Here is an 18,698-nt window from a genome sequence, read left to right on the forward strand (position 1 = left end):
ACACATTGGCCGACGCCGCTTCCGGCATCGCCAACCTCCACAACATCATCCTCACCGGCTGACCACCGGCCCGGCGCCGAGCAACGCCTTCACCCCGTTACGAGACGTCCCTTAGCACGGCTTCGCTCACCGCTTCGGTGACGTCAATTGGTGACGTCGGTTATCGGAACTGTTCGAATGCCTGTCGTATGGCTATCTCCGCGGCTCCGGCCACAAGTTAAACCTCCGGGCCTGGCGCTGCAAGATCGTCGTCGTATTCTGGTCGGCGAGTTGCGAACCACGGCGCGGTGAGGTCCAGGGCTGCTCCGCTTGCCGTCGGAATGGCAAGATCGTGCCTCGTGATCGATGATTTCGCTAAGGACGATCTGCACGGCCAGCTCAGGTCGATCCGTCAGGCGCTGGTGTGGAAGCTCGAGGGCCTGTCCGAGTACGACGTCCGGCGTCCTTTGACAGAGACGGGGACCAACCTCCTTGGCCTGGTGAAGCACTTGGCGACCCTGGAGGCCTGGTATTTCGGTGAGGTTTTCGGCCGCCCGTTCCCGGAGCCGCTGGGGCGATGGCAGGACGCGGACGGCAGCGACCTGTGGGTGACCCCGGGCGAGACCCGCGAGCAGGTCCTCGACTTCTATCAACGTGCCTGGGGGCATGCGGACGCGACGATCGAAGAGCTTCCCATCGACGCGCCTGGCCACGTGCCGTGGTGGTCGCGGCCGGACGTCAGGCTGTTCAACATCATGGTCCACGTCCTTCAGGAGACCACCCGGCATGCCGGACACGCTGACATCCTGCGTGAGCAGCTCGATGGCCGGACCGGGGTGAGGGCTGAGTACGAGGAGCGGATCGACACGGCGGCCCGGCATGCGTACTGGGCGAAGATCGAGCAGGCTGCGCAGGAAGCGGCCAGCGGCTCGCATCATGCTGACCTATCCGACACGCATCGCGCGGTGGGGACGCCGTGAGAAATCCGGATCTCGTGGAGGTTCGCCCGCGAGGGCGGTCATCGTCGCGGCTGCGGTCGCGTTCATCATCTCCCTGTTCGGCACGCCGGTGGCGGTTCGCGTCTTCACCGCGCTCAAGCGCCGAGGACCCGGCCCTGCTGATCCAAGCCGCAGCCGGCGCCCGCACGAACCGTCTCGGGATCTGGGCCGACTCCGAGACCCTGTTGGCCTACGAATACCGGGCAATGGAGAAGCTGTTCCAGATCACCCGCAAGAAAGTCGCCGACCAGCCACTCTCAAGGTCGATCAGCGGTCCTGGCGCGAGCGGTACTGCGCCGACATGCGCACCCGAACGCTGCACGGCCCCGAGGACTACTTCGACATTGACCCGGAGTACCGGCTGTGGATCTGGCCCCAGGACCTCCGCGACGCCGTCGGCCGCCTCAACCTGACACCCGCACCGCAGCCCGTCGGCGTCAACTAGCGCTCCAACCATGCGGTCTGGCCTATTGGTACCACATGCGGAACGGACCTCGCTGAGCATCGTCGGTCGGCCTTGAGTGCTGCCCAGACGGCCATCTTCCTGCTAGCCGCATTCGCGGCGGTTGGCGGCCTTCTGCTACAACGGTCTGCGTGCGTGCGGAGCCGGACGTCACGGGGGTCCAGGGCGGCCCGTCGAGACCCGGGCGGCGCGTCCTGGAGCAGCTCGGCGCGGTCTGGTTGCTCGGGTCGGCGCTGCTGACCACCGCCATCCCCGCGCTGGCCCCGCTGCTTCTCGTCGGCTGGGGCGCGGTGCTGGTCGGGCTGCTGGTCGTGGTGGTCCTCGTCGTCGGGCTGCTGTGGCTGATCGCCCGGTCCACGGCGTCCGTCACGGTCCTCGGTACCCGTCCCGGCCTCTGGGCGTTGCTGGTCCTCGTCGGTGGGCTGGCCATGGCCCGGCTCGGCTGGCGCTGGACCGACGAGGTGGGGCTCGGCGTCAGCTCCGACGCGACGCTCACCCTGCTCCTGGGCGGCGTGCCGTACGTCCTCGTCGCCGGGCTGCTGCTGCGCGGGTGGCGGCCGCGGCTCGCCGCCGGGCTCGCGCTGGTCGGCCTTGTGGGCCTCGGCCTGGTCGCGCTCGCCCGTTCCGGCCCCGACGAGGTCACCGAGCGGCTGCGGTACGCGGCCCAGGACCGCCGAGCCGCGTACGTGGTCGAGGTCCCTGGATACCGCCCCGTCGACCCCGCCTACGGCGGCAAGCTGGGTGCCGGGGAGTTCGCGCCCGCCGACCCGGCCGCGGTGCCGCCGGCGCGCCACGTCAACGTGATCGCCGGCCCGGTCGTCGGCGACGCGCGGGGGGAGTGCGGCCAGCCGCACCTCGACGCCGCCCCGTCGGTGCAGAGCTGCGCCACCGAACCGGGCGGGGCGGTCTATCTTCGCGGGGTCGTCGAGCACGGATACCAGGTGACCCGCGGCGACCGCGGCGTCGTCGTCCTGGGCTCGCTGGCCGTCGACCGTGAACTGCTGCGCCGCGCCACCCGCACGCTACGCCCGGCGACCGCCGTCGACCTGCCCACCGAGGAACGGCCGGCCGACCTGTTCGTGGTCGACCTGCCGGGTTACCGGGCCCAGCCACTCGGCATCCCTCGGGGCGTGGGCTACGCCCCCGCCGACCACACTGGCGGCGCCGCCAGCGTGCGCATGGCGCTGCACGTCACGTTCGCCGAGCAGGACCCGTGCTTCCAGGCCGCCTGCACGTCCGAGGGCGACGGGCTCACCTACGTTCGGCGCGAGGACAGCCACGGGTACGTGCTCCGTCGGGGTGATGTGGACGTCGGTGTCACCGGCGGCGTCTCCGTCGACCGGTCGCTGCTGCGGGATGTGGCGCTGGCGGCGCGTCCGGCGAGCGAGGACGAACTGCTCCGAGCCCTGCCCCCGCCGCCCGATCGGGACCTGCTGGACCGGCTCCGGGCCTGGCTGCAGACCCGCACCTGACGACTCTGCCGACCGCCCCGCATCCGTACCTGGCCGCGCGCCGGCCGCAGGCGCCGAGCGGGCTAGAGTACGTCGAGGGGTGGTGGGGCATGTTCACGTTCGTCGCGTCGACGGCCAGGCAGTGGCGTGCCCACCTTGTGAGCTGGGTGGCAACGCCGGCAGCCCTCCGTAGGCACCGTCGGCGGCCGAGGAGAAGCATGGTCTCGGCAGCGGCCACCGGCTGCGGCCCAGTCTGAATCTGTGACCGCCGGCCGGGCGGAGCGGGTCATCGATTTGCGCCACGATCCGGCCTCGGCAGGCGATGAGTTCGGTGGCGACATCGAGTTGCCGCCGCCGCGACGACACCGGGTCCTGGTAATCCTGGGTGGAGACGCGTCCGTAGAACGCGCAGCCCAGCCAGCGCCCTGCTCCCACGCCGGCGGACCGTGTCTTGCCCTCGACCCACGCCGCGAGTAGATCCTTCTCACCGGCGTTCGGGCACGGACATCGCGTCGATCATGGACTGTCCTGGCGTAGTCGCTGACGAGTGTGCATGAGGGCGAAGCCGAGCAGGTTGAGCCCCTTCCATTGGCCTGGGTCGGCGGCCTCAGGGTCGTCAGCGCTGAGTCCGATGCCCCAGATCCGGTCGATCGGGCTGGCCTCGACCAGGACCCGGTCGCCGGTGCCGAGTAGGTAGGCCCGCAGATCAGCATGCTGGCCGAACTTGGCGTCGCTGCCCTGGACCACGATGCCGTGTCGGTTGGCCTCCCAGATGGTTTGGTCGAAGCCTCGGACCTGCCGTCCTAGCGTCTTGGCCTGATGCGGGTGCGACGCGGCCAGGACTTCCTCGGCGATGCTCGTGTCGCCGAACAGGATGGCTTTGGCCCACATCATGTAGTGCTCGGCGGTGGCGAACTCGTGCCCGTCGATGGAGAACGGGGCGGGCCACCACTGGCTCAGGCAACCGGCGCCGACGCTGCCGTCCGGCCGCGGCCGGTGTCCCCAGAAGTGTAGGAACTTCACCCGCTGGCCAGAGGCAACAAGGTGGGCCAGGTCGGCAACGGTACGCGGATACACGGCCGCTAGTCTCCCGGACCAGCCCACCGGGACGCAGCCAATATTTATTTGGTGGCGGCGACCGGCTGCGAACCACTATCGCCGCGTGCACTATTTGCCTTGGCGGGCTCGGGCTGGCATCATCCCGGCCATGATCGAGAGAATCGAGTCCTTCGTCCGCCGGTGAGCGTGACGACCGAGCCTGGATCGCTCGGACCCCAGATCACGTTGTTCGAATACGCTCTGCGCCTGCATCGGCAAGATCCGGAATCTCCTCTTCCGCAAGACGGCGAGCCGTATCCGGACGACGAATCTCACCGCCGGCGGCGATCGAAGTCCCAGAAGGATCGGCGACGCGACGGCGCTGACGTTGCCGCCATCCTCGATGTGCATTTCGGCAATGCCGATGCGCCACCCGGCGACCTCGTTGCCGCGTTCTGTGATGTCGATGTCCCGATCCATCGCAACGAGCACATCGCTGCCGCGGCGCTGCGCACGGATCGGCAGCGGGTACGGCAGACCGGCCGGTGGCTCGTGCGGCACAGCACTGATCGGTGTTCCGCGACAGTCGGGTTGGCGCTGCTCGCCGCCGACTGGGCAGAGGAAGACATTCCGCTGATTCAGACGATCGGCCTGCTATCGGACCGGTTCGGGCCGTTGGCCGCCGAGGCGCTGCAACGTCGCCGCGGGGGTGGACAAGCCCTGGTGTGGCTGGCCCAACGCGTCACCGGTTGGGGAAGGGTCTACGTCGTCGAGGCGCTCTGCCGCCACGGTGCCGGTGGCTCCCGGTGGTGGCTGCTGCGCCACGCCTGCGACGGCGACTTCCTCAACGGCTACTTCGCTGGCCAGGTCGCCACTGCAGCCCATCTACATGAGGCGATCATCGGAAGCGACGTTGACGACGAGCTAGTCGATCACACAGGCCGGCTGTTGAGGATCATGATTGGCTGCGGGGGCATGGGCATGACCCTGGAGCATTATCCGCCGGCATCAGCTGTGCTTGCCGCCCACGTGGCCCACCTCGTTGGGCAGGCGCCGACCGTGAGTAGGTACATCGACGCGGCGGTCATCGCCGACCAGTTGGCAGAAAAGGCCCCAGAACGATCCGGATGCACCGCCGAGCAGCGAGACGAGTTGGTGCGGCAGTACCTCGCGGTGCTCGATCGGCAAGACTGGTGCGCCACGGTTCGCTCCGACTTCGGCCCGGACAGCGATGTCTACCTCTGGTTCGTTGGCAATGTGGCAATGCGGCTGCAGTTGCGGGCATTCACCGATCCGACCGGTGATGATCGGTGAACGGTGTCCCGATCAGGGCCTGATGGAGGCGGTGCAAGCCGGTGACGAGGTGGCCGCCGGACAGGCGCTGGCCGACGGTGCGGACCCGAACGTCGCGGTGGGCCGGTTCCAAGGGGCGGTGCCGGCCGAGGCCGCGCGAAGCGGCCGGCTGAGGGTCGTGGGCCTGCTGGTGGAGACCGGCACGGGTAGACGCGTTTCGGTAGCCGACTGGCTCGCGCTACCTGTGCGCCAAGGCGTCGGTCAGCAGCGCCGTGGCGAAGTCGTGCGGGCTGACAGTGGTGGGGCGGTCATTGACCTGGCCGTCACCGAGTTCGACGACGCGCCAGGTGCCGTCGTCGCGTTGAGCGAGGTCAACAGTGACGAAGGGCAGGTCGAGGGCGGCGATCAGCGGTGTGAGCGTGGTGAGGTCGACGTCGGCGGGTGGGAGTTCGTCGGGGGTGTCGGGGTGGGCGCCGATGAGTGCGCAGGCGCCGTTGATCCACCAGGTGCGTACTTCGGCGGTGGTGAAATGTTCGAAGGCGCGCAGGACGAAGCCGCCGGTGAAGTCGTCGGCGCGTAGCTCGATGAATCGGGTGGCGATCTGCCAGGCGGTGGTGGGGTCGAGGAGGTCGGGGATGAAGGCCGCCTCGCTCCAGTGGTGTTTCATCGACTTGGTGTAGTCGCGCAGTACGGCGGCGCCGGCGCCGAGTCGCGTCCGGGCCTGGTCGAACGCAATTCGCTGCGCGCTGGTGGTCCAGGTGGAGGTCGGCGTGACCGGGGCGAGCGAGGGATACCAGCCGGGAAGTTCGTGGGCGCGGCAGTACTGGTCACTGTTGGTGCGCAAGGTTACGCCACGGGCGGTAAGGGCTTCGGTGAAGGCGGTGTACTGGTCGCTGCGGAGCATCCACCCGCGGTAGACCGCGACGCCGCCGGCAGGCACGGCTGCGACGGCGCACTGCGGGTCGTCACGGGTCAGCGCGTCGTGGTCGACCACCGCGACGTCGATCCCGGCGGCGCGGGCGGCGTGGGCCTCGGGCGCGAAGTGTCGTCGGGCAGGCGTGGCCGGAGCGGGTTCGCGGGGACCAGCAGCATCATCCGGGCATCGTGCCCGAGGTACGACGGCGGGCTCCACCTGATTCCTCCATCGGCACGGTCGCCCTGATGCTGGGGGTGCCGGCCGATTGTCGTGGGAGAGCGCCGTACGTTCCTTCGACTTCTGCTGGCGTCGCGTGCGGCAACCGTGCGGGGATGCCCGCACATCGTGGACTTCGCTGCTGCTGATCGGAACGATGTCGGTCGGTCTGCCTATGGTGTGCGCCGTGAACGCCGTCCAGACGTACCGGTACCTCCAGCCGTCCGCCTTGAGCGCCGCAGGCCTCGACCTGCAGACCAGCGGCGGCCCCACGGCCAACCCGCGTTTCTTCTCCGGGTTTCTCACCACACCGGCGGCCGCGGCTGCCGGGCTGCTTGCCGTGGCCGAGGTGGCTCGTACCCGCTACCACCAGCCGGTCAGCCCGGCCAGCCTGGACCCGGTGGTGACCGGCAGCCGCGATCGGCTGCGCTTCGAGTCCTTCTCCGGCTGCTGCGGGGTCTACGCCCGGATGGACGTGGTCCCGGCCGGCTTCGACGGTGAGATCGTCGGGCACGGCAGCACCAACGTCGACGTCAACCCGCCGCTGCGGGAGGCACTCGCCCGCGTCGGTGGGATCGAGCCGCTGCACATGGCCGTGGGCCCGGACGACCTCACGGTCTCCACCATGGATGGCACGGTGGTGGAGCGGAAGGTCCCGCTGCCGGGGCGCTGGTTGCGCGGCTTCGCCGAGGTGCATGTGCTGACCGCCGGTTTTGAACCGCGCGCCGAGATCCCCGCCGCCGAGGCGGCGGCGTTCCTGCGCCGGTTGCCCGCGGCCGGGGACCGCTCGGTGCTGTGGGCGGTGCCGGGCGGGCGTACCCTGCGGCTGACCTCGCGGCCGGTGCCGGGGGCCGTCTGTCTGGCCGGTGCGGGGCGGCTCGCGGCGCTGCGCGGGCTGCTCCGGCACGCCCGCACCCTGCGGGTGTACGGGCCGGCGGTGCGTGCCGGTTCGCCGGCCGTGCCGAGCACCTGGGAGCTGGACACCGGGGCGCTGCGGCTGTCGCTGACACTTTCTCCCGAGCCGTACCGGGGGTTTTCCGGGGAGGGGGCTGCCCTGCTCGCGCTCGCCGCTGACGAGGTGATCGACGACGCGGAGCTGGTCGGCGCGCTGCTCTCCTGGGACCCGACGATCGACGTCGCCGCGCTGGCCGACGCGGCCGGCCTGCCCGACGACCGGGTCCGCGCCGCCCTGGCCCAGCTCGGCACCGCCGGACGGGTCGGTTACGACGTCGCCGAGGGCGCTTACTTCCACCGGGTGATGCCCTACGACGCGGGCCGGGCCGAGCGGGACAACCCTCGCCTGGTCGGCGCGCGGACGCTGCTGGAGCGGGACGCGGTCCGCCGGGACGGGGAGCACGCCACGGTACGCAGTGGCGACGAGGAGTACCGGGTCCGCCGTCAGCCCGACGGGAGCCTCACGTGCTCCTGTCGGTGGTGGGCGAAGTACCGAGGACAGCGCGGCCCGTGCAAGCACGCCCTCGCGGTAACGATGGTGGCGACGCCGGCGGAGGTGGGGGTGTGACGGACTTCTTCGAGTCGCTGGTCCGTGGTGACGTCGCCGCCGTCGGGTCCGTGCTGCAGGCGCTGGACGAGCCGGCCCGGCGGAGGCTCGGCGACGAGCTGATGGCCCACGTCCGGCGTCGGCGGGACAACTGGTGGTGGGGCAAGGAGGCGACCGCCCTAGCGGTGGCCGCCGTGGGCACGCTGAGCACCGCGACGAAGGCCGCGACGCTGCTCGGCCGGCGGTCCGTCATGCTGCGGGACGCCGACCCCGAGCCGGTGGTCGTTGCGGCCCGGCAGCGGGGAGTGACGTGGCTGGCCGACCTGGCGTACCGGCTGGCCGATCGGCTTCGCCGCAGCGAACCGTGGGAGGGCTGGCATTTCACGGCCGGGCTGCTGGAGGCCGAGAAGGTGGCACCGCCGACCGGAGACGCGTTCGTCGCCGGCTGGGCGTACGCGTTGTGGTGGCAGCGACCCCACGACGGGCAGCAGCGGCCCCTGCTCGACCGGCTGCGCGCCGACCCGTTCCTGGAGGCGCTGCTGCCCCGGCTGTTCGAGGTCGACGGGGTCGGCGCCGACCTGTCGTTCGGCGGCGACGGGCAGGCCGTGCCGCGGGCACTGGCCGCGCTGGCGACCGAGGGGCGGCTCGACCCGGCGCTGCTGCTGGACGGCGTCCTCGGTCGGCTGCTACGGGGGGACCGACCGCACGCGCTGCGTCCGTTCCTCGCCCTGCACGAGCAGCTGGCACCCGCCCCCGACGAGGTGGCGGCGCGGGCGAGCGCGTACCTGCGGCTGCTCGCCGACGCGCCAGGGCCGGTCGCCACAGCGGCCCAGCGTGCGCTGCGGGACCTGGGTGACGCCGTAGAGCTGGAGTCGCTGTCGGACGCGGCCCGAACGGTGCTCACCCGGCCGGAGAAGGCGCTGGTGCGGGCGCAGCTGTCCTGGCTGGACCGGCTCGCCCGGCAGCATCCCGAGCGGGCGGCGGAGATCGCCGACGTCCTCGCCGTGGGAGCCGAGCACCCCGCAGCCGACCTGCGGGATCGGGCGGTGACGCTGGCGCAGCGGCACGGTCACCAGCCGGTTGCCACGCTCACGGTCGCGGTGGCCGGTGACGAGCTGCCGCAGCCGCCGCAGCCGGCAGCCGCCCTGCCCCCGATCACCGAGGTGGACGAGCTGGTCGAGGAGGTGTCCGGGCTGCCCGGTGGGCGGTGGCCCGCGCCGGCCGTGGAGCGGGTCCTCGACGGTCTGGTCCGGCTGGCCACCACCGAGCAGGACCGGCTGGCGGCCGCCCTGCTGCCGGTGCTGCAGCGTAGGCAGGTGGGGGCCTACGACCACCCGTGGTCGGTGTTCAACCTGTCGGTCCAGCTGCACGGCGTCCTGCTGGCAGCCGCGGCGCCGGCCGAGGCGGCCACCCGCCGCGACCAGTGGTCCGGCATCCTCAGCCAGTCGCTGACCCGGACGTTGCGCCCGTTCCGGAACCGGCCGGCCGTCGAGCCGCCCCGCCAGTCCGCGCTCACGCTGGTGTACTGCGCCCGGCTCGCCGAGATCGGGCAGCGGCTGGACGGGCGGGACGACCCCGGGCTGCTGGCCGCCCCCACCTCGGCCACTGGCGCCGTCGACCCAGCCGCGCTCTACGAACGGCTGGCCGCACTCGGCGACCGCCCGGTATGGCGGTGGGATCTCACCCAGGCGCTGCTGCGGCTGCCCGTCGGCATTGACGAGGCGCTGGCGGCCCGGGCCGAGGCGCTCGGCACCATGGCCGGCGACGAACTGGCCGGCTGGCTGCGCGGGGACGTTCTACCGGCGCCGGTGCACCAGGTGGTGACGGTCGGGCGGCGGCAGCGCAGGGGCACCTACGACGTCGGCTACGACCGGCTGCCGGTCCGGCGCACCATCGTCGCCAGCGCCCCGCCCGAGGGCGTAGCGGACCCGCTCGGGCTGCTCACCGTGCCGGCACTGATGAACGGACGGGGGCACGGCGGCTGGGGCGACCTGTGGCCGGTACTGCTGCCGGGGCACCGGGGCCTGGTCGCCGCCCACCTGCTGCCCGACTTCGCCAGAGCCGCGCAAGAGGACGTCCGGGAGGCTGCCACGGTCCTGCCGGTGCTCGCCGAGTGCACCGGCGCGGGCGGCCCGGCGCTCGACCTGGCGCTGGCGTACGGGCTGTGCGCCCGGCACGAGGTGGACCGCGTGTCCGCCCTCGACGCCCTGCTGATCCTGGCGGCCGCCGATGAGCTGGACGCTCCGGGCGTCGGCAGGCAACTGGGCGCGCTCGCGGCGGACAGCCAAGTGACGCTGACCCGAGTGGCGACGCCGCTGCGCGACGCGGTCGCGGCCGGCGCGCGACTGAGCGTCTGGCGGCTGCTCGCCGCCGCCCTGCCGCCGCTGCTGGCCGCCTCGATCCCGCCGCGCGGCACGCCCGACCTGCTCACCCTGGCGGCCGAGACGGCCGCCGCGACCGGCGTACGCATCGAGGTGCGAGGGCTGGCCGACGTGGTGGCGCGCGGCGGTGCGAGCCGGCTGGTGACCGAGGCCCGGAGACTCGCCACCGCACTGGCCACCTGACCTGCTGATCGGCCGGCACTGTCGTCGAGCTGTGACATGCTCGGCCGCCCACTGTCGAGCCAACGTCAGAGCTCGCGGCACCCACGCCGAGTGCGGGGTGCCGCGAGCTCTGGTGACGTTGCCGCGAATAGGATCTTGAGGATCTGCAGTCGGGCGGGCGGGGGTGCGCGGATGTCGAATGGTGGCGACGCGCAGTCCCGCCGGCGTTGAGCGGTGACAAGAAGCGACGAAAGGCTGACCGCATCTGTGCAGGTAAACGACCACTTACGGCAAGCGATGACAATCTCGGGGTGGCTACGGTTGGTAACAAGCCTTCCTCGGCTAACGACTCATGCGGGCGGATCTGCCGACGGAGACTGATCCTGGCGGGTGCCGGCAATTTCGGCCACCTGTTCGTGCGCCCGGTGCAGGATCGCCTCCGCCTCCCGTCGGGCGGCGGTCACCATTCTGTCGGCTTCGCGGCGCGCCTCGTTGCGGTGGTCGTTGGCTTGCTCCTCGGCTAGTTTCAGGATCTGTTCCACTCGGGTGCCCAGCCCGCTCAGGGTTGGCCGCTGCCGGTTCCGCCGTCGTCGTTCCGCGACGACCGCGCTTTCTACAGGCGCCCCGTCGCCTGCCACCCCGGCGTCCTCGTCACGGTCGGCCACGCCATCTCCGGCGAGGTCGGATCCCGTCGTACCGACCAGGGACAGCGCGACGCCGAGCGCAGCGACCGCGACACCGGACCAGACAGCGGCCGATCCGAGGGATGGACCGACCACGGCACCGACGCCGAGCCCGAAAAGGACAGTGGCAGTCTTGGCTGGCTTGCGCATAGCTCCTCCTCACGTGGTGCGGGCAGAGGTCGCCGGCTTCAGCTCGACGAACAGGTCGTACCGGTCAATCGCCGACGGAAGCTCCAGCGCGTCAGGGCTGCGGGATCAGCCGAGCTCGTCGCCACCGGTGACGGATATGGCGGACATCCAAGACGCGATCTGCCGCGAGCCGGGCACGAGACGTGGTCCCAGGGCTAATCTCAGGTCAGGGGCGCATACCATCGCGCGCCGGTGAGCAGGATCCGAGTTGCCTGGGTCCGGTTCCACTCGACCCGCATGCCGTGTTTGCGAAGAACCGGAAAGACAAGTTCGTCCAGCAGGCGCTCCACGTCGGCCTGGTACCGGGCCTGCCTGTCGTCGTCAGACAAAGTGTCATAGGCCGCCTTGTCGAAGTCCCGGGGCGGATAGGCGCCGTAGCCGAGGTAGACCGAGCCGTCCAGGCTGGAGACCAGTGACTCGGTGTCCTGCTGGTCATACCAGAGGTACCCGCGCCAGTGCCGAGTCTCGTCGCGCTCGTCGTGGATCTCGGCAGCAGCGCAGGTGCCGCAGCAGCTGAAGTTTCCCCTCGCCAGCACACCGAGCCGGTTGAGCTCGGCAAAGGCGAGGCTCAGGTTGCTCTGCACGTCACCCCATTCGCGCTGCTGGTCTCGCCGGACGTCGAGCGCCCTTTCGTAGGCCGCCGCGAGCTCCTCGTCGGTGACACCGTGGCGCTCCTCATCATCGTCGAGGTAGTCAACGAACTCTCCGGCGTCGTCCTCCCCACGCACGATCCAGGCCCAGATCTCGTGCTCGATCTCGGTGCGAGCCGGCTCTGCGATCCGATCGGGCAGGAATCTGATGCCGTCGGGACGGTCGTTGTAGGCCCACTCGCTCATGAGGGCGATCATGACACGGGCGCCGAACCGCGCACGGGTAGGCCAGTTGCCTGCGGGGAGCCGTCGTCTCCGCGCACCGACGAGTTGGTGGATGTGCCTCGCTCCGCGCGGACCGCGAGGATCTGCCACCGCGATTGCGTCGGTGCGATCAGAAGGCGCTGATCCGTGACACGGTGGCGAGGTAGAGTCTCGCGTCGTGGCGGCACAGCTAGATCAACACGGCGACGATGGCCGCCGTCTCGGTCAAGAAGCGATGCGGCGGCTGCGGCTCAGATCCGTCTGTGCGGTCGACCCCGGGCTCACCGACGCGGAACTTGACCGAATCGAGCAAGAATTCGGATTCCGGTTCGCCGTCGATCACCGGGCTTTCCTGTCCGCCGGGCTGCCGGTGAACACCCGACCCGAGCCACGCGAGCCGGGCGTGATCTACGCACACTCGCAGCCGTGGCCCGACTGGCGGAACGCAGACCGTGACATGCTGCGCGGTGTGCTGGACTGGCCCAGCGAAGGAGTGCTGTTCGACGTCGAGAACAACGGCTTCTGGTACGACGGCTGGGGTTCACGCCCAAGCGGCACCGCATCGGCACTGGCCACAGCGACGCACATGCTGGCGCAGGTTCCGACGATGGTGCCGGTGTACGGGCATCGGTATCTCCCTGGTGAGCCCACGGCCTTCGGCCACCCGGTGCTATCGATGTGGCAGACCGACATCATCTACTACGGGTTGGATCTGGCCGACTACATAGACCGGGAGTTCGGTCGCAGGGGCCCAGGCGAGACCCCGTGGGAGCCAAAAGCGAGCGTCGAGTTCTGGCGCGACCTACTCTGAGCCGCACTCTTCCGGCCATTTCATCTGCCGTGGCATCGCCAGGCTAAGAGCTGTCTCGCAACTCTTCTGGTCACGAATCCCGGTGGACTGTCAGGAGCGATGATCGGAAACTGTGGCGATGGAGCCGACAGAGACTGCGCTGATCGTCGCCGTGCCCGAGGCCGAGCGGGCCGTGGGGCGCTTCCGATCCGCTCTGGACATCGCAGGCAGCTGGGGAGTGCCCGCTCATGTGACCGTGCTCTACCCGTTCTTGCCCCCAGACCGGATCAACGACGATGTGCTCGCCACCCTGAGCCAGATCTTCGAAGCCATACCGCGGTTCGATATCTCGTTCGCAGAGGTCAAGTGGTTCGGAGACACCGTGGTATGGCTCTCGCCGCAGCCGGATGGCGGGTTGCGCCAACTCACCGCAGCCGTGTGGCGGCGATTCCCCGAGGCTCCGCCGTATGCCGGCTCCCATGCCGACGTCGTACCGCACTTGACCATCGGCCATGACGCCCCGAAGCACGTCCTGGCCCAAGCCGCCGAGGCTGTCGCCGGCCACCTGCCGATCCGCGCCACCGTCGATGCGGTCCGGCTCATTGCCGGGGCACCGGAACCCGACTCCTGGCAAACACTGCGCGAGTTTCGGCTCGGCAGGGCATAGCGCCGCTGCATAGCTGCGCCCCTCAGCCGGCCCGTACTGACCCAACTCGGGACGGCACGTAGCGATCGGCAACGATGTCCGCGTGCAAGCGATCACCACGTCAGCCCGTAAGCGCTACGGGCTGCAGGTGTCGGGTCAAAGCGGCGAGTTGGTGAGCCGCTCCAGCTCGGCGGCTGCGACCCGGCGCAGTGTGGCGTCGGTATCGCGGGTGTAGCGGTGAAGGATGTTCTGTGCGGCGGCTGGTGCGAGCTGCCGCACGACCACGGCGACCCGTTGCCGAACCATGGGGTCGCCGTCGTCGGCCAACTCGACCAGAAGGTTCTCCCAGCGTGACGGCGGGGCCTCGGAGCTGGCCAATCCGCTGACCGTGGCCGCCCGTACCGCCGCCTGAGCGTCACGTGCCAGCTCCACCAGCCGCGGGGCCACCCGGGGATCCGAGTCGACCGCTCTCGGAAGTGCCTTGGCGGCATGGACTCGCAGCTGGGGGTTCGCATCGGCGGCCAGCAACAGCAGCGTGTCGACCGCCGCTGGCCCACCGACGGACCCGAGGGCCTCAACGGCACGCTCACGGACGTGCCGGTCGGAGTCGTGGACAAGCCGCTGCAGCGTGGGGGTCGCCTCGTCGCTGCCGAGGCGCCCGAAGGAGTAGGCGAGCATGGACCGGACCCGCGGCGCCTCGTCGGCGACCAGGCCGATGAGAGGCGCGACGGCGTCGCGGCGGCCGGTGTAGCCGAGCCTGCTCACCGCGGATGTCCGCACCTGCTCGTCCGGGTCCCGCAACGCCGCGACGAGGGTGTGGAACGCCCGGTCGTTACCGGCGGGGTCAGGGATCGAACCGATCGCGATGGACCTGATCGTCGCGTCGGTGTCGATCGCGGCAGCCGAGAGCAGCTCCACGTCTTGCGCGTCGATCACGAAGCCCAGCGCCCACAGCCCGACGCGGCGCAGGTCCGGCGTATCAGCGGTGGCGAACTCGCGGGCCACGCCCCGGCCAGCGGTCGTGTCGCCATGCAGCAGCTCGATGATCTCGGACTGCAAGGAGTCCTGGTCGTCGCCGAGATCGGTGGCTGAGGCGCGAAGTAGCGCCGGCAGGGCCGCGGTAGCGTCGATGCCGGCCAGGACGGCGGCGATCAGGTCACGACCGTAGAAGTTCTTTTCGTCGAGAAACCGTTGCAATGCTTCCAGCAGGTGAGGCACCAGGGTGGTGTCGCCGGATGCCGCCAGCGCCGTGACGGCCGGCGCGATGTCGTCGTAGTCCTCGTCCAGCTGCACGGCATGACGGATCACCGACTCCAACGCCCCATGGCTGTCGATCACCCGGTCACTATGCCACCACACCGCAGCCGCAGAAGTTCCTGGCTGCTGGCGGCAGGTTTCTACATCGGAGGGAAGCCGGGCTGCACCATACGTGGTGAAATGAAGCGGAAGTGGGCCTCGATCCGCGCCACTCGGCGACGAGAGTTTCGCGTAGACGCGGTTGGCGCGCGTGGACTCGACCGGCGCGGTAATGCATGGATACGTCGCGAGCTTGATCGGTAACCTGGACCGGTGCCTCCGCAGCTCCCTCACCCCGAGCCTGGCGTGCCAGATACGAGGGGTCCGATGTGGTACATCTGGTGGCTGATCCGCTGCCAGCCGTGGCGGGTGCTGCGCGGCAGCCTGATCGGTACGGCCTGGATGCTCGGGTTGTCTGCCCGGCCGTACCTCGTCGCCCGCGCCATCGACGATGGGCTGCGCGCATCCGACTACCGGGCGCTGGTGTGGTGGGTGGCCGCGATCCTCGTCGCGGGGGTGGGCTTGGCGTACCTGGGCATCATGCGGCACCGCACGATGACGTTCGTCCGGGAGGATGCGTCGGCCCGCTCCGCGGCGGTCCTGCTGCGTCACCTGTCCCGGATCGGTGCCGTGCTGCCGCGCAAGCTCGCCGCCGGGGAGGTCGCCACCGTCGGCGGCGCCGATGTCACGCACACCTCGGCGGTGCTGACGATGACCGGGCCGGGTGTGGGCGCGGTCCTCGCGTACGCGTTCGTCGCCGTCGTGCTGTGGTCGGTCTCCCCGCTCCTGGCGCTGTTCGTGCTGCTCGGCGTGCCCGCGACGGTGGTGGTCGTGGGACCCCTGCTGCGCCGCCTCGAACGGGTCGAGTCGGTCTACCGGCAGCAGCAGGGCATCCTCACCACCCGCGCCGGAGACATCGTGGCCGGGCTGCGCGTGCTCGCCGGGGTCGGTGGGCGCGGCCTGTTCGCCCGCCGGTACACGGCCCGCTCCCAGAGCCTGCTGACCGAGGGATACCGGGTCGGCGCCGTGAACAGCTGGATCGAGGCCTTGACGGTCGTCATCCCGGGCGTCTTCCTGGCCGCCGTGGTGTGGCTGGCGGCGCGGATGGCCGCGGCTGGCGACATCACGGTCGGGCAGATGGTCGCCGTCTACGGGTACGTGGCGGTCCTCATCGTGCCGGTCTGGTTCCTGCTCGAGGGCGGCTACCAAGTGATCCGCGGCCGAGTCGCCGCCCGCCGGATCGTCGCCCTGCTCAACCTGACTCCGGACGACGCCGCACCGCCTTCCGGAGTTGGCGGGGCGGCAGTCCAGCCCGCTCCGGACCGGCCCACCGGACTGCACGACCCCGCCACCGGGCTGACGGTACCTGCCGGGCGGCTGCTCGCCGTCGCCGCCGATGACCCGGCCGAGGCCATCGCGCTGGCCGACCGCCTCGGGCGGTTCGTCGCCAGCGACGTGACCTGGGGTGACGTGCCGCTGTCCGGGGTTGCGCTCGACGAGGTACGGGCTCGGATCCTCGTCGCCGACCACGACTCGTACCTTTTCGCCGGGACGCTGCGGGAGATTCTGCGTACCCGGCCGGGTGTAGGCGACGCCGACATCAGAGCGGCGCTGGGCACGGCGTCGGCCGACGATGTCGTCGACGCCCTGTCACACGGGCTCGCCACGCCGATCGGCACCCGGGCCCGTACCCTCTCCGGCGGCCAGCGCCAACGCATCCGGCTCGCCCGGGCCCTGCTCGCCGAACCGAACGTACTGATCCTCATCGACCCGACGTCGGCGGTGGACGCGCACACCGAGGCGCGCATCGCGCAGCGACTCCAGGCGGCGCGGGCCGGGCGAACCACGATCGTGCTGACCACGTCGCCACTGCTGCTCGGGTGCGCCGACACGGTCGCGCACCTGCGCGAAGGCCGGATCGTCGGGACCGGCACCCACCTCGAGCTGCTCGAACAGGACCGGAGCTACCGGGCGCTGGTGTCCCGGCGCAGTGACTCCGGCGATACCCAGGAATCCGTCGGCGTCGACGGGGCGCTGCGGTGACCGGGCTCCCCGTCGCGGACCGGGCCGTCGTCCGCCGGGCCGCGCGGGACCTGATCGCCCGGGACCGTCGCGCGGTCGCCATCGTGCTGGTGCTGCACGGCGCCGCCGCGGTCGCCGGGCTCGCCGCACCATGGTTGCTGGGCAGGATCGTGGACGAGGTCGCCGCTGGTGCGGGCGCGGCCGCAGTGGACCGCCTGGCGCTCGCGATCGGCGTCTGCGTGCTGGCCCAAGGGCTGCTCGCTCGGTACGCCCAGTACGCCGGCCACCGATTCGGCGAGCGTGCCGTCGCCCGACTGCGCGAGGAGTTCGTCTCGCGGACGCTCGACCTGCCCGTCTCGCTCGTCGAGCGCGCCGGCACCGGCGAACTTGCCACCCGCAGCTCGGTTGATGTGACGACCGTCGGGACGACCGTCCGCGACGTGGTGCCGGTCATCGTCATCGCCTCGACACAACTGTCGCTTCTCTTCGGCGCGATTTTCCTGCTGCACCCGCTGCTCGGCCTGGTCGCCTTGACCGGGCTACCGTCGATCTTCGCGGTCACCCGCTGGTACCTGCGTCGCGCCAGGCCGGCGTACCTTGCCGAGGGGGCCGCGACCGCCGAGCTGACCGAGGCGCTGACCACGACCGCGGAGGGTGCCCGCACCGTCGAGGCGCTCCGCCTCGGCGCCGATCGCATCGCCTACGGCACGCAGCGCATCGGCCAGGTGTGGGCCACCCGCCGGGCGACCCTGGCCCTGCGCTCCGTCTTCTTCCCCGTGGTGGAGGCGAGCTACGCGTTGCCGATCGCCGCGGTGCTGCTCATCGGCGGGTTCGTCCTACCCAAAGGCATGGTGACGCTCGGTGAGGTTGTCGCCGCCGCGCTCTATCTCCAGCAGGCAATCGATCCCCTGGACCGGCTACTGCAGTGGATGGAGCAGGCCCAACGCGGCCTCGCCTCATTCGCCCGCGTGCTCGGTGTCGGCCAGAAGACTGAACCGGAGAACCGCTCCGGCCCCGTCACGGTCGCCCCGGCCGCAATCGGGATACCGGAACCGCGCGGCACGGCGTCCACGCCGTCGGGGGAGCGGCTCGTGGTACGCGGCGCGCGATTCTCCTACGCCGACGGCCCCGATGTGCTGCACGGGATCGACCTCGAGGTGCACCCTGGCGAACGTCTCGCCATCGTCGGCCCTTCGGGCGCCGGGAAATCCACCCTCGCCCGGCTGCTCGCCGGAATCGACGCGCCACGCGAGGGTGTGGTGAGCCTCGGTGGCCGCCCGATCACCGACCTGGACCCGACCGAGCGGCGCCGCCGGATCGCCCTCGTCACCCAGGAGCACCACGTCTTCATCGGCTCGCTGCGCGACAACCTCGCCTTCGCCGCGTCTGGCGCGTCCGACGAACAGATGCGCTCCGCACTGGTAGCCGTGGGCGCCGACTGGTATACCGACCTGCCCGACGGCCTCGACACGCAACTCGGCGACGGCGCCCGCGAGCTCAGTGCCGCCGACGCCCAACAGCTCGCGCTGGCAAGGCTCGTGCTCGCCGACCCGCACACGCTGATCCTCGACGAGGCGACCGCCGCGCTCGACCCGACAACAGCCCGGCGCACCGAGCGGGCGCTCGCCGCCGTAGTCACCGGGCGTACCGTCATCGCCATCGCCCACCGTCTCAACACCGCGCACGACGCCGATCGGGTGGCAGTACTCGAAGACGGCCGGCTCACCGAACTCGGCAGCCACGACGACCTCGTTAACGCCGACGGCGCCTACGCCGCCCTCTGGCACTCCTGGCACGGATGAACAAGCATTAAGTGGTGG

Annotated in this window: 15 protein-coding genes; 10 read left to right on the forward strand and 5 right to left on the reverse strand. The window is 70.8% G+C overall.

What is annotated here, in order from left to right; translation table 11 throughout:
• Nucleotides 1–338: 338 nt before the first annotated feature.
• From ACIBR0_RS12440 to ACIBR0_RS12450, 3 genes are all read left to right on the forward strand, one after another.
• A complete protein-coding gene (locus ACIBR0_RS12440; RefSeq protein WP_396714932.1) occupies nucleotides 339–959 on the forward strand; it encodes a DinB family protein in 621 nt (206 codons plus the stop codon).
• A 319-nt stretch (nucleotides 960–1,278) separates the two neighbouring features.
• The gene (locus ACIBR0_RS12445; protein ID WP_396715353.1) at nucleotides 1,279–1,422 is read left to right on the forward strand and encodes a hypothetical protein; all 144 of its coding nucleotides are present in this window, start codon (nucleotides 1,279–1,281) and stop codon (nucleotides 1,420–1,422) included.
• A gap of 149 nt (nucleotides 1,423–1,571) precedes the next feature.
• On the forward strand, nucleotides 1,572–2,912 hold the full coding sequence (locus ACIBR0_RS12450) for a hypothetical protein (RefSeq protein ID WP_396714934.1): 1,341 nt from the start codon (nucleotides 1,572–1,574) through the stop codon (nucleotides 2,910–2,912).
• Nucleotides 2,913–3,407: 495 nt separating this feature from the next.
• Here ACIBR0_RS12450 and ACIBR0_RS12455 read toward each other — a convergent pair whose 3' ends face one another.
• Entirely contained in the window at nucleotides 3,408–3,968 is a 561-nt protein-coding gene (locus ACIBR0_RS12455; protein ID WP_396714936.1) for an NADAR family protein, read from the reverse strand.
• Between the two features lie 162 nt (nucleotides 3,969–4,130).
• Here ACIBR0_RS12455 and ACIBR0_RS12460 point away from each other — a divergent pair, with 162 nt between their 5' ends.
• Entirely contained in the window at nucleotides 4,131–5,243 is a 1,113-nt protein-coding gene (locus ACIBR0_RS12460; protein ID WP_396714938.1) for a hypothetical protein, read from the forward strand.
• Between the two features lie 217 nt (nucleotides 5,244–5,460).
• On the opposite strand, the gene ACIBR0_RS12465 is transcribed toward ACIBR0_RS12460, so the two are convergent.
• A complete protein-coding gene (locus ACIBR0_RS12465; protein ID WP_396714940.1) occupies nucleotides 5,461–6,216 on the reverse strand; it encodes an ATP-grasp domain-containing protein in 756 nt (251 codons plus the stop codon).
• 325 nt (nucleotides 6,217–6,541) lie between these two features.
• Here ACIBR0_RS12465 and ACIBR0_RS12470 point away from each other — a divergent pair, with 325 nt between their 5' ends.
• Both ACIBR0_RS12470 and ACIBR0_RS12475 read left to right on the forward strand, forming a co-directional pair.
• On the forward strand, nucleotides 6,542–7,876 hold the full coding sequence (locus ACIBR0_RS12470; protein ID WP_396714942.1) for an SWIM zinc finger family protein: 1,335 nt from the start codon (nucleotides 6,542–6,544) through the stop codon (nucleotides 7,874–7,876).
• Nucleotides 7,873–10,419: a hypothetical protein gene (locus ACIBR0_RS12475; protein ID WP_396714944.1), complete on the forward strand. Its 2,547-nt coding sequence runs from the start codon at nucleotides 7,873–7,875 to the stop codon at nucleotides 10,417–10,419. Before ACIBR0_RS12470 ends, ACIBR0_RS12475 begins: the two co-directional genes overlap by 4 nt.
• A 329-nt stretch (nucleotides 10,420–10,748) precedes the next feature.
• On the opposite strand, the gene ACIBR0_RS12480 is transcribed toward ACIBR0_RS12475, so the two are convergent.
• Together ACIBR0_RS12480 and ACIBR0_RS12485 are read right to left on the reverse strand one after the other, a co-directional pair.
• Nucleotides 10,749–11,231 carry a DivIVA domain-containing protein gene (locus ACIBR0_RS12480; RefSeq protein WP_396714945.1) on the reverse strand — a complete coding sequence of 161 codons (483 nt, stop codon included), beginning with the start codon at nucleotides 11,229–11,231 and terminating at the stop codon, nucleotides 10,749–10,751.
• A 200-nt stretch (nucleotides 11,232–11,431) separates the two neighbouring features.
• On the reverse strand, nucleotides 11,432–12,106 hold the full coding sequence (locus tag ACIBR0_RS12485; RefSeq protein WP_396714947.1) for a DUF6891 domain-containing protein: 675 nt from the start codon (nucleotides 12,104–12,106) through the stop codon (nucleotides 11,432–11,434).
• 253 nt (nucleotides 12,107–12,359) lie between these two features.
• Here ACIBR0_RS12485 and ACIBR0_RS12490 point away from each other — a divergent pair, with 253 nt between their 5' ends.
• Complete coding sequence (locus ACIBR0_RS12490; RefSeq protein WP_396715329.1) at nucleotides 12,360–12,935, forward strand: hypothetical protein; 576 nt, start codon at nucleotides 12,360–12,362, stop codon at nucleotides 12,933–12,935.
• A gap of 118 nt (nucleotides 12,936–13,053) precedes the next feature.
• A complete protein-coding gene (locus ACIBR0_RS12495; protein WP_396714949.1) occupies nucleotides 13,054–13,581 on the forward strand; it encodes a 2'-5' RNA ligase family protein in 528 nt (175 codons plus the stop codon).
• A 135-nt stretch (nucleotides 13,582–13,716) separates the two neighbouring features.
• Here the strand turns inward: ACIBR0_RS12495 and ACIBR0_RS12500 are convergent, their stop codons facing one another.
• Nucleotides 13,717–14,898: a HEAT repeat domain-containing protein gene (locus ACIBR0_RS12500; RefSeq protein ID WP_396714951.1), complete on the reverse strand. Its 1,182-nt coding sequence runs from the start codon at nucleotides 14,896–14,898 to the stop codon at nucleotides 13,717–13,719.
• A 285-nt stretch (nucleotides 14,899–15,183) separates the two neighbouring features.
• Here ACIBR0_RS12500 and ACIBR0_RS12505 point away from each other — a divergent pair, with 285 nt between their 5' ends.
• Nucleotides 15,184–16,899, forward strand: a complete 1,716-nt coding sequence (locus tag ACIBR0_RS12505) for an ABC transporter ATP-binding protein (protein WP_396714953.1) — start codon at nucleotides 15,184–15,186, stop codon at nucleotides 16,897–16,899.
• Nucleotides 16,896–18,680 (forward strand): ABC transporter ATP-binding protein, encoded by a 1,785-nt coding sequence (locus ACIBR0_RS12510; RefSeq protein ID WP_396714955.1) that lies wholly within the window; start codon nucleotides 16,896–16,898, stop codon nucleotides 18,678–18,680. The genes ACIBR0_RS12505 and ACIBR0_RS12510 overlap by 4 nt, the downstream gene beginning before the upstream one ends.
• Nucleotides 18,681–18,698 lie beyond the last annotated feature (18 nt).

It is taken from the genome of Micromonospora sp. NPDC049497 (genome assembly GCF_044465805.1).
Taxonomy (GTDB): Bacteria; Actinomycetota; Actinomycetes; order Mycobacteriales; family Micromonosporaceae; genus Micromonospora.